Here is an 11,402-nt window from a genome sequence, read left to right as displayed (position 1 = left end):
ATGAGTAAACAATTTTTAAATAAGATTTGTTTGATGCTGATGCTATTTGGCACGGCAAATATGGCCTCAGCTGTTTATTTTTCTTCTTATATTTATGAGATGGGATCGGATGAAAGCTTTATCTCTAAACCTGTAAAGAACGATACCAGCGTATTAAATCTCTATACAGTACAGTCTTTTAAAATAGATCAGCCAGGGGATAAAGGGGAAAATATAATTTATGCGAAAGATCGGGAAATTATATATACGCCAGTTAAACTGCAAATTGCCGCAAATAGTACCGACTTCTTTAAGCTGTTATATATCGGTCCAAAAGATGATCAAGAGCGTTATTATCGGGTGGTCTTCACTGAAATACCTTTAGCTGCATTTGCTGAACAAGAACATGGCAAAGCAACCTCCTTTATGCCTACCGTTTCGATGAGTACCATTATGGTGGTACGTCCACGTAAACAAAAACTACAGTACGTTATCGATGAAAAACAAGGCATTATTAAAAATACAGGCAATACATTTTTCCGTGTCATTATTCATCAGCGTTGTAAGCTCAATGATGAGAGTTCAACACAGTTTTATATGTTGCCAGGTGAAGAATATAAAAATGATGTCGTCAAACAAAAAAATCAAAAATTCATTGTGGCCAATAAGCGATATATTGCTGTAGGTGATCAATGTCCAGAGCAAGTCTTGGATGAGGAGGAAGGTCCCGCATAAGGAAAACCCGCATTAGAATAAATGCGTTATGCTGATTTTCCTTAAGGGATTGGCTGAAAAGTCGGATGGATTAATCACGATAATCGATTTCTCCAAGTTTCCAATAGCCCTTGCTGCTGACTTTGTTGGCAGCTAATTGCTTTTGAGTGAGCCAATATTGTTTCCAGCTCTGTGTCCAGCGGGCTTCACCTGCGATCCAAACTTGACCATTGCCTTTTAAGGTATCTATATCTTTGATAAGCACATTACGGTCAGCCAAGAGATCTGGTCGCACGGCTAAAGTGCGCCAACGCGTACGTAGTTTGCACTGATTGTGAATCTCTTGTTGATCTTCTAATGAGTCAACAATGAACAAACCTGCAACTTGAATATGTGCGGGCAAAGATTCAATAATGCGAATTGCAGCAGGGAGTGCCGTTAAATCAGCGCCAATCCAGAGCCAATCGGTATCTTCTGCTAATTGAAAACCACCATTGCGAGGCCCAGCTATTTGTACAGCATCACCTGCTTGGCAGTATTTGGCCCATGCCGATACAGAGTGAGTATCTTCTGATTGATCATGCCCATGCATAACAAAATCAAGGGTAATGGTTGAGCGATCTAAATCGATTTCACGAATCGTATATGCACGACCTTTAATCCCTTCTGGAAAAACTTTGACCCACGCAGCTGGAGTATGTACTTCTGGAGTGGCAAGCCAAGCATTTATTTCTGGCCCACCCAGTACTAGACGACGCATGTGCGGCGTAATTAATGTGGCAGAAAGTACATGACAATGTACAGCCGTATGAGTTTTCTTCAGCATATTCATTCTCGGTGATCAAAATTTGTTTTCATTATCAATTAAATATAGTATTGCATAAATATACATAGTGCTAATAAATAGTTGCGTATGATGCAATCCTTGGATTTAAACTTACTGGTAGCACTAGATGCATTACTCACAGAGGGTAGTGTAACAGGTGCTGCGCAGCGGCTCGATATCAGTGTACCAGCCATGAGTCGGACGCTGAATCGTCTGCGTATTATGTTAGATGATCCACTATTTGTCCGTGCAGGTCGAGGTTTAGTGACAACACCGCGTGCGGAACAATTGCGTGAACCCGTTCGATTATTATTACAACAAGCACAGCAGTTATTGCATAAACCACAATCACTTGATTTAACAACATTACGCCGTGTTTTTACTATTCGAGCGGATGATGGCACTGTGGCTTTATTGGCTACGGCACTGCTTCAAAAAATGTCGCAACTGGCACCTAAAGTCACTTTACGTTTTATTGCACAAGGGCAGCAAGATGTCGATGCACTTCGCGAAGGTCGTGTTGATTTAGATATTGGGGTAATCGATGATTTGGGTCCTGAGATTGTACGCCAAACCTTATTTCGGGATCATTATATTGTTGTTTTGGGACATAACCATCCTTTGGCACAACAAGCAGAACTCGCTGCGGCAACATTTGCCGCAGCACGCCATGTGAGTGTTTCAAGACGAGGTTTATTGAGTGGGCCAGTCGATGTTGCTTTGGCGAAACAGGGTTTGTCTAGACATGTTGCAGCAGTCACACATACTTTTGCTGAAGCTGTATTGATTGTACGAGAAACCGATTTGATCGCTACAGTGCCTGCTTTACTGACTCAGCCAATGCATCAGGGTCTATGTTGTAGGGCATTACCGTTTAAAACAGCTCCGATAAGTATTTCACATGCTTGGCATCCACGTTATCAGGCTGATCCTGAACATCAATTTTTAAGGCAATTGGTATATGAACATTGTCAGGAGTTGATGTTGAGTGAGAAATAAGCGTACCGTCGGTTGCGGATTTTTGTCATGATCCCAAAGAAGACTTTCCAATTTTTATGAATAGCGTTCAGCCATATTTAATCAATGCCAAGAATAAACAGCGCCTTAAACCAGCACTCAAAAACCTAAAACATTTAAACTGGTTGTAAGTAGTGCGGTGAAAAAGCCATGCCCCATTTTGCCCTTAAACAACAAGATGGGGGAACAAGTTAAATGGAGTTAATGATGTAAAGTGCTTGGAATCGCGCTGAGCAGTTGTTGGGTATAGGGATGCTTTGGATGTTGATAGAGCTGATCTGCATTGGCAACTTCTACGATTTGTCCATGTTGCATCACCATGACTTGGTCTGAGATATATTTAATTACCGCGAGATCATGCGAGATAAAGATATAACTTAAGCCAAACTCATCTTGAAGTTCTTGCAATAAATTAAGTACTTGAGCCTGTACAGAAACATCAAGTGCTGATACAGACTCATCACAAATAATAATCTCAGGTTGTAGTGCTAAACAACGTGCAATAGCAATTCTTTGTCGTTGCCCACCTGAAAACTCGTGTGGGTATAAATCATAAGCTGAGGCAGCTAAGCCTACACGTTCCAGCAGATTTATCGCACGAGATTTATGCTGTTCTCGTTGTCCTATGGCATGTATACGCATCGGCTCTGTGATGATTTCGCCAATACTCAAGCGTGGGTTGAGCGAGGCATAAGGGTTTTGGAAAATGATTTGAATACGGGTTTGATAGGCTGCAAATTGTTTTGCATTCAGGGTTAATATATCTTGGCCATCAATGAGTACTTCTCCACCATCGGCAGGTTGTAGCCGCATCAGTAACATACCAATCGTGGTTTTGCCTGAACCAGATTCTCCCACTAAACCTAAGGTTTTACCCTTGGCCAGTTTAAAGGAGGCATCTTGAACAGCAATGTTTTCTTCTTTGTGCCATAGTCCTGTTCTGCTATAAAAACTTTTTTTTAGATGTTTGGCTTCAAGGATAATTGCTTCTTGACCAGTGAGACCTCTTTGGCGTTGTTTGGATGAAAAAATGCAATTATTTTGTTGGATTGCTTGACCATTGTGGTCAATAAAATCACTGATGACAGGTAAACGCATTGGGCGGCAATCTATCCTAGGACGACAATATAACAAGGCCTGAGTATAGTGATCTTGAGGATCATGTAGAATTTGTCTAAGTTGACCTTGCTCACGAATTTTTCCATGACGCATGACGATGACACGGTCAGCAACCTCTGCAACCAATGCTAAATCATGCGTGATAAAGATCATCGACATTTTACGGCGTTCACAGAGTTGTGTTAACAAAGAGATGATCTGTTTTTGAATAGTGACATCTAATGCAGTTGTTGGTTCATCTGCGATCAAAAGCTTAGGCTCACAGGCCAGTGCAATAGCAATCATGACGCGTTGTTGTTGACCACCAGATAACTCTGAGGGATAGGCATAATATCGATGTTCAGCTGAGCTAATTCCCACTTCTTGCAAAAGCTCAATCACACGTGCTTTTAACTTTGCAGCTGAAAGTTTGTGTTGTAAACGAAGAGCCTCTGCAATCTGGCTCCCCACGGTAAAAACTGGATTGAGTGATGACATCGGCTCTTGGAAAATCATCGCTAAGTCATGTCCGCAATGTTGTCTACGGGCATGCAAGGAGAGGGTTAATAGATTTTCCCCCTCAAACTCAAGTTTACTTTTAGTGCTGACTTGGCTGTTGGGGGTCGGGAGTAAACCCATGATTGCAAGGGCGCTGACAGATTTTCCGCTACCAGATTCACCCACGATTGCTACAGTTTGTTGGGCTGCAATATCAAAGGAAAGATCTTGAACAACATTGACCCAAACTTGTTGTTGATTTTTAAAGCGAACCGTTAGGTTTTTCACAGACAATAAGGTCTCCATGCTGAAACTCCTAAGTATTGATTTTGGGGTCGAGCGCATCTCGTAGCGCATCAGTAAAGGTCGAAAATGCGGTGACTAAAATCGTCATCGCAAGGGTAGCAGCCAGCAGTTGCCACCATTTACCCAGCAAAAATTCACCTTGCGCATCATTGAGCATGCTGCCCCAAGATGCAGTTCCAACAGGCACACCAAACCCTAAAAAACTTAAGATGACTTCTGATTTGATAAAACCCACCAATAAGATTGAGGCTTGTACTAAGGTGACATGACTAACATTGGGGAAAATATGTTTAATGAGGCGATCAAAATGACTGACCCCAATGGCCTGAGCAGCAAGGACGTATTCACGATTTTTGTGTTTTATATATTCGGCGCGAATCAAGCGATAAGTTCCAGTCCATCCTGTGAGTCCTAAGATTAAGATGATGGATAGAATTCCCTTTTGTTGTAATACCGCAGCGACAGCAAGGATGAGTAACATATAGGGAATAGAGGTAAATATATTGTACAACCAGTTAAATAGATCATCGATCCAGCCACCAAAATAACCAGAAATTGCGCCTATGGAAGTACCTAAACCTACAGCAAGTAACGAGGCCAATATACCAACCAATATAGAGGTTTCACCCGCTTTAATGGTTTTGGCAATAATATCTTGTCCCCATCGATCAGCACCGAAAGCTAATGTCTGCGCTAAGTCAGTTTGAGCATGCGGGTCATGTTGAAGCTCTATTTGTATGGCATACATATCACGCGCCAAAGGATCGGTAATACCATAATCTTGTGTGGGTGTTGTACTTGCCAGATCTGTACTTTGTACAGGAGCACTCTGCTGCATTACAGATGATGTAGCTTGTATGAAACTTGGTGTGGCATAACTGATTGCGACTTCTTTGTTCCAATCCTTCACGATGACACCTGTGAGAGATAAAACCAGAAGAATAAAATACACAGCAACAATGCCTAAAGAGAACATGGCTGAGCGATTACGTTTGAGTCGTCTCCAAGCCAAATGCCATAAACCAACTGACTGATCCATCGGAGGAGCTTGAGTATTTGAGGATATATTTTGCATGATTTTCCCCTTATTTTAATTCTAGACGTGGATCAAGAGCCTTATAAATGATATCGGCCAACAGGTTGAAGATCATGGTCAGGGCGGCAATATAGACGGTGACAGCTTTAATTACGGGGAAGTCACTACGTTCTACCGATAAAATGACTTCCCGACCAATTCCTGGGATACCAAAAAAACGCTCAATGAGAAAAGCACCAATCAGTAGTGCAGGTAGATTCGACATAATATCGGTTACGATTGGAATAGCTGCATTACGTAATACATGTACAAAAAGCACCCGAGTTTCACTGACACCTTTAGCTCGCGCAGTACGAACATAGTCTTGATGGATTTCATCTAAAATAAAGCTGCGATAGAGTCGAACGGTGGGTGCAACACTGACGGCGAGCATAATGATAATTGGGAGTAGCGCATAGGATATTAAGTTGATCCAAGCGTGATCACTCCAACCTTGTACGGGAAACCAGTCGAGTTTATAGGCAAGAAAATATTGAAATACGATAATGTAAACCAAAATGCTGATTGACATTGCGAAAGTACAGAACATCATTAATGCACGATCAATCCAGCGCCCATGAAATAGCCCAATCACTAAGGCTAAACTTACTGCAATAATAGTTTGTAAAATAATGAGTGGAATTAATAAGGTGAGGCTAGGACCTAAACGTGAGATTACGATATGACCAACACTTTCACCTGTACTCCAACTATTACCGAAGTTAAAACTGAGAACCTGTTTAATAAAAATCCAAAGCTGTACATAGATCGGTTGATCAATACCGAGTTGTTGGCGTATCGCCTGAATTTGTTCTGGGCGTGATATTTTTCCTGACAAGATATAAGCGGGATCGCCACCCACCCAGTTGAAGATAAGAAAGACCAAGATGATGACACCCAGTAGGGTCGGGATCATTTGCCATAGTCTTCGTAAGATATAAGCAGACATATTGTGATCCTTTTATTGTTTTTTATATCCAATGTTACTTAGTGTTTTGAATGAGAGGTAACGTGATTATTTTTTGATATCTATATAAAGCCAGTAGGGCAAGGTCATCGGGTGGGTCTTATATCCGATGATCCAAGGCTGCACTAGAACGTTACTACTGCGGATGACTAACGGAGTAACGTAAGCATAATTGTCTAAGATCCGCGCCATTTGTTGATAAAGTGCTTGACGCTGTGGCCCGTTAGGAAGCTGCTGTGTTTTTAAATATCGCCAATCAAAGGCGTGAATACGAGAACAGCCGAGTTCGGAGGGTTTCGTGCTGCCATTGAATAGCATAAAAAAATTATCGGCATCAGGATAATCCGCGACCCAGTTGTAGATGCTCATTTGAACTTTGCAGAGTTTCATGGCTTTAAGATAATCAGGAAACATCATGGTTTTGGTTTTAAAGCGGATATGAATCTTGTCAAAGCTACGTTTCCAAAACTCTGCAATCGCCTGATCAACACCACGTGGAATAACCACATATTCAATTGTTAGAGCGTGTCCGTTAGGAAGGCTGCGATAACCATCTGCTCTGATTTTATAGTGGTAACGATCAAGCAAGAGATTGGCTGCAGCAACTGAGTATGGGAGTGGACTTTTGTAGTGCTCATCATATCCTGTAACTGAGGCTGCAACGGGAAAGGGATTGATGAGTGCTGTCCCTCTATAGATGACCTTATTGTAGTTGTCTTTTGAAAAAGCCATCCAAATTGCACGTCTTAGAGCAATCTTGTCTGCAGTGATGCCGCCAACGGTGGGGTCTTGCATATTAAAGAAAGCATATTGCATCTCCGGTAATGGTATTTTCGATAAATAAATACCTTCGTTGAGCAATTCTGGAATTAATTGACCTTCTTGAACAGCGATATCGGCCATCGGTCCACTGGAGAGATCAAGATAGTCTAATTGTTTTTGTTTAAATGCCAGCCATTGGCTTTGCGTATCTTCGATAATTTGTATTTCTACAGTGCCGATTTGTGGCATCTGTTTCCCTTGCAGTGCTGCAACAATTTTAAGATCGATAGGATCATTGCCTGCTTTAAAGTTCCAAATATAGCCACGATAATCAGGATTGGCCGTGAGTTTGATTCTGGACCCTGGAATCCAATTGGCCAAGCGATATGCTCCAGTACCAACAGGATGTGCCATGACGACACCTCGACCGTCTTTATATTTCTCAATGACTTCTCGTGCTACAGCAACAGAAGGAGTATGTGCAAGCATTAATGGGAGGTTGTAATCGGTATGATTGAGTTTAAGGACTAAGGTGTAGCGGTCTGGTGTTTGAATGCCTTCTACAGGGGCATCATAGTCAAAATGTTTATTCTTTTGAGCTGTTGCAATGAGTTGGTCCATGCCTTTGAGTTTGCCCATGAGTAGCCAAGCATTTGGTGAAACCAGTTGCGGGTCAAGTAAACGTTTGAGTGAATAGGCATAGTCATATGCAGTTAGTTCTCTTTTTTTTCCTTGAAATACTGGATCATCTTGAAAGTAGATACCTTTTTTTATATGTATCGTATAGGTTTTACCGTCAGCACTCACGTGAGGAAGGGCTTTGGCTGTTTGTGGGATCAGTTGCGGCGGACGTGCGATATAATCATAGGTGTATAAAGATTCAAAGATGGAGGCATTGACATAGGCTGAATATAAGTCTGAGGTTGCAACAGGATCAAACCCTGTTTCTGCTGCAGCAAAAGAAATACGTAATACTTTATTGGGATCTGCTGCATGAGCTGGTGTATTTACGCTGATTAAGCAAAATAAAATAAATATGATTGTCCAAGGTCGTTGCAGTTGTAATGAAGCCAAGTTGTGTTCATTGTGGAGTGAATTAAGCCGTCGGTATAGCTTGAGAAGCTGTAATAAATACATAAAAGTCTCTCTATTATTAAGTTATTATCGTAATTTAAATGCTGTATTTTTAATCAAAATTTCGATGCAAAATGATGTGCTAAGTGATTGCGTTGATTTAGTTTTTCTAGTGTAAAACTTCAGGATGTTGATCTTTCGGAGCTCACCTCCTTTTATATTGTGTATTACTCAGTGTTGTAACGAGCAATAGGCGAAGTGAATATATTGCGCTGCTTGGTTGTTATTTGATCGTGCATCTTTGTTCTTGTCGTGTACCTGATCTGTTATTTATGGGCATATTTATGTGAATTAGCTTGGATGAGCCTTTGAGCGTGACTCATCTAAAGACAAATCTCCCTTGCCGTAGGTTTTGTGCAAGGGAGATTAAAAATGACTATTCATGATCCAACAGAAGTGTTTGCTGGGCTTCTGCTTGTTGTCTTAAAAAATCCCAGACCAGTTTAATCCGTGGTTCATGTTGTAGATCGACCAAAGTTAGCATCCAAAAGGTGTGCATAAAGCTGACTTCATCGGCCAGAACTTGCTTTAATTCGGCTTTGTTTTGTGCCAAAAATTTAGGCAAGATCGCAAGGCCTGCGCCTGCACTGACTGCTATCTGCTGTGCCAAAATACTGCTACTACGAAAGTGAGCGTTGAGTTGTAACGGGATGCGTTCTAGACAATAAAGCTCAGGGCTATAAATCAAGTCATCGATATAGTTAACAAACCGATGTGCAGTGAGATCACCAAGTTGTTGAATGGGGGGGTGCGCTGCCAGATAATCTTGGCTGCCATAGATTTTTAAGCAGTAATCTGTCAGTCGGGTAATGATATAAGGTCCAGTTTTTGGACGTTCGATAGAAATGACGATATCCGCTTCACGATGTGAGAGTTTGATCATTTTGGGTACAGGTATGAGATCAATACTGATTTGCGGGTATTGTTTAGAGAATTCAGCTAAGAGTGCAGCTAAAAAAGCAGTACCAAAGCCTTCAGGTGCGCCTATACGGACATGTCCTTGGACTGGATTATGTGATTTTTCAATTTGTAAAAAGGCACGCTCCATCTGCTCAACCCGAGGTACCAGTGCAGCACCTTCAATCGTGAGTTCATAACCCGTTGCTTCACGTTTAAACAGCTGAGTACCCAAGCTTTGTTCAAGCGCCTGAATACGCCGTGCAACAGTGCTGTGCTCGACACCAATTAAGCGTGCTGCATTGGTCAGTGTTTTGGCACGAGCTAAAACTAAAAAGAAGCGCAGGTGGTTCCAATCCATACTCATTGACGCTCAAGTCCCTGTGAAAATTTGCACAGTCATCGTGCATTAATTTCCATTGGTGGTCAAAGTTTTCTTTGTTAGTCTGGACTTATAACGTATCAGGATGATACGTATTCCATGGAAGAATACAGTGAGGGCTTGAGGACTTTGTTTAAGCATTTCAGCAAGACAGATCAAGCCTAATAAACATAAGTGCAAACGCACAACAATGGACAGCGATGGAGAGAGCATGAACGCAATTCAACAAGCAGGGCAAAAAGGACAAGTAGCCAGCGTAAAATTACTAATTAACGGTGAGTGGGTCGAATCTAAAACAGATCACTGGCAAGACATTATCAACCCTGCAACTCAAGAAGTTTTAGGACGTGTACCTTTTGCCACAACAGAAGAAGTCAATGCAGCCATCGACGCAGCTCAGCAAGCCTTTGCCAGCTGGCGTCAAACTCCAATTCAAGCGCGTATGCGCATCATGCTAAAACTACAAGAGTTAATTCGTGCGAAAGCCAAAGACATCGCTAAAGTACTGACTGCTGAACAAGGCAAAACTTTAAGTGATGCAGAAGGTGATATTCAACGTGGTTTAGAAGTTGTTGAACATGCATGCTCTGTAGGTACTTTACAGATGGGTGAATATGTTGAGGGTGTAGCGCGTGGCGTAGACTCTTATACAGTGATTCAACCCTTGGGTGTTTGTGCTGGTATTACGCCATTTAACTTTCCAGCTATGATTCCGCTTTGGATGTTCCCAATGGCGATTGTATGCGGTAACACCTTTGTACTTAAGCCATCTGAGCAAGATCCACTTTCAACGATGATGTTGGTTGAACTTGCAATCGAAGCTGGTATTCCAGCAGGTGTGCTCAACGTGGTACATGGTGGTAAGGAAGTGGTTGATTTACTTTGTACACACCAACATATCAAAGCAATCTCATTTGTAGGTTCAACCGCTGTTGGTACACATGTTTATAATCTTGCTGGTCAACATGGTAAACGTGCACAGTCAATGATGGGCGCTAAAAACCATGCAGTGGTCATGCCTGATGCGAATAAACAACAAAGTCTCAATGCCTTAGTTGGTGCAGCATTTGGTGCAGCAGGGCAGCGTTGTATGGCACTTTCAGTTGCGATTATGGTGGGTGAAGCTAAGAATTGGATCGATGAATTGGTTGAAAAAACCAAAACTTTGAAAGTAAATGCAGGGCATGAGCCAGATACAGATATTGGTCCTGTAATTTCTACTCGTGCAAAAGCTCGTGTTATGGACCTCATCGACAGTGGTGTGGCTGAAGGGGCGAAGTTACATCTAGACGGTCGTCAAGTTAAAGTACCTGGCTATGAGCAAGGCAACTTTGTTGGCGCTACGATTTTTAGTGATGTACGCACGGATATGCGCATTTATAAGGAAGAAATCTTTGGCCCAGTTCTGGCAATTATCTGTGTTGATACATTGCAAGAAGCGATTGATCTTATCAATGCCAACCCATTTGGTAATGGTGTAGGTTTATTCACACAAAATGGAGCGACTGCACGTACATTCCAAAATCAGATTGATATTGGTCAAGTCGGTATTAACATTCCAATCCCAGTTCCTGTACCTTTCTTTAGTTTTACTGGTTCACGTGGATCAAAACTAGGTGATTTGGGTCCTTATGGTAAGCAAGTCGTGCAGTTCTATACTCAAACCAAAACGATCACTAGTCGTTGGTTTGAAGATCAGCACGATGCTGGTGGCGTAAACACTACGATTAGCTTACGTTAAGGAGAT

General features: G+C 41.9%; 8 protein-coding genes and 2 pseudogenes. 3 read left to right on the top strand and 7 right to left on the bottom strand.

Annotation, left to right across the window (positions count from 1 at the left end):
- The gene (locus Aru01_RS05790; protein ID WP_016657466.1) at positions 1-714 is read left to right on the top strand and encodes an EcpB family pilus assembly chaperone; all 714 of its coding nucleotides are present in this window, start codon (positions 1-3) and stop codon (positions 712-714) included.
- Between the two features lie 70 nt (positions 715-784).
- Here Aru01_RS05790 and Aru01_RS05785 read toward each other — a convergent pair whose 3' ends face one another.
- Positions 785-1,519, bottom strand: a complete 735-nt coding sequence (locus Aru01_RS05785; protein ID WP_016657465.1) for a siderophore-interacting protein — start codon at positions 1,517-1,519, stop codon at positions 785-787.
- A gap of 87 nt (positions 1,520-1,606) precedes the next feature.
- On the opposite strand from Aru01_RS05785, the gene Aru01_RS05780 reads away from it, so the two are divergent.
- Positions 1,607-2,518, top strand: a complete 912-nt coding sequence (locus tag Aru01_RS05780; RefSeq protein WP_016657464.1) for a LysR family transcriptional regulator — start codon at positions 1,607-1,609, stop codon at positions 2,516-2,518.
- Between the two features lie 219 nt (positions 2,519-2,737).
- On the opposite strand, the gene Aru01_RS05775 is transcribed toward Aru01_RS05780, so the two are convergent.
- The 6 genes and pseudogenes from Aru01_RS05775 to Aru01_RS05755 form a co-directional block, all read right to left on the bottom strand.
- Positions 2,738-4,438, bottom strand: a complete 1,701-nt coding sequence (locus Aru01_RS05775) for an ABC transporter ATP-binding protein (RefSeq protein ID WP_016657463.1) — start codon at positions 4,436-4,438, stop codon at positions 2,738-2,740.
- Between the two features lie 10 nt (positions 4,439-4,448).
- A pseudogene (locus Aru01_RS05770) lies at positions 4,449-5,216 on the bottom strand (ABC transporter permease); the annotation flags it as partial.
- 72 nt (positions 5,217-5,288) lie between these two features.
- Positions 5,289-5,513, bottom strand: a pseudogene (locus Aru01_RS18840) (ABC transporter permease); the annotation flags it as partial.
- Between the two features lie 10 nt (positions 5,514-5,523).
- The gene (locus tag Aru01_RS05765; protein WP_016657461.1) at positions 5,524-6,462 is read right to left on the bottom strand and encodes an ABC transporter permease; all 939 of its coding nucleotides are present in this window, start codon (positions 6,460-6,462) and stop codon (positions 5,524-5,526) included.
- Between the two features lie 66 nt (positions 6,463-6,528).
- Entirely contained in the window at positions 6,529-8,316 is a 1,788-nt protein-coding gene (locus tag Aru01_RS05760; RefSeq protein WP_040331437.1) for an ABC transporter substrate-binding protein, read from the bottom strand.
- A 436-nt stretch (positions 8,317-8,752) separates the two neighbouring features.
- Positions 8,753-9,640: a LysR family transcriptional regulator gene (locus Aru01_RS05755; protein ID WP_016657459.1), complete on the bottom strand. Its 888-nt coding sequence runs from the start codon at positions 9,638-9,640 to the stop codon at positions 8,753-8,755.
- A 226-nt stretch (positions 9,641-9,866) separates the two neighbouring features.
- On the opposite strand from Aru01_RS05755, the gene Aru01_RS05750 reads away from it, so the two are divergent.
- Positions 9,867-11,396, top strand: coding sequence for a CoA-acylating methylmalonate-semialdehyde dehydrogenase (locus tag Aru01_RS05750; protein WP_016657458.1), 1,530 nt, complete (start codon positions 9,867-9,869; stop codon positions 11,394-11,396).
- Positions 11,397-11,402 lie beyond the last annotated feature (6 nt).

The sequence above is a fragment of the Acinetobacter rudis genome (assembly GCF_000829675.1).
GTDB lineage: Bacteria > Pseudomonadota > Gammaproteobacteria > Pseudomonadales > Moraxellaceae > Acinetobacter > Acinetobacter rudis.
This window is presented reverse-complemented; position numbering and strand designations above follow the sequence as displayed.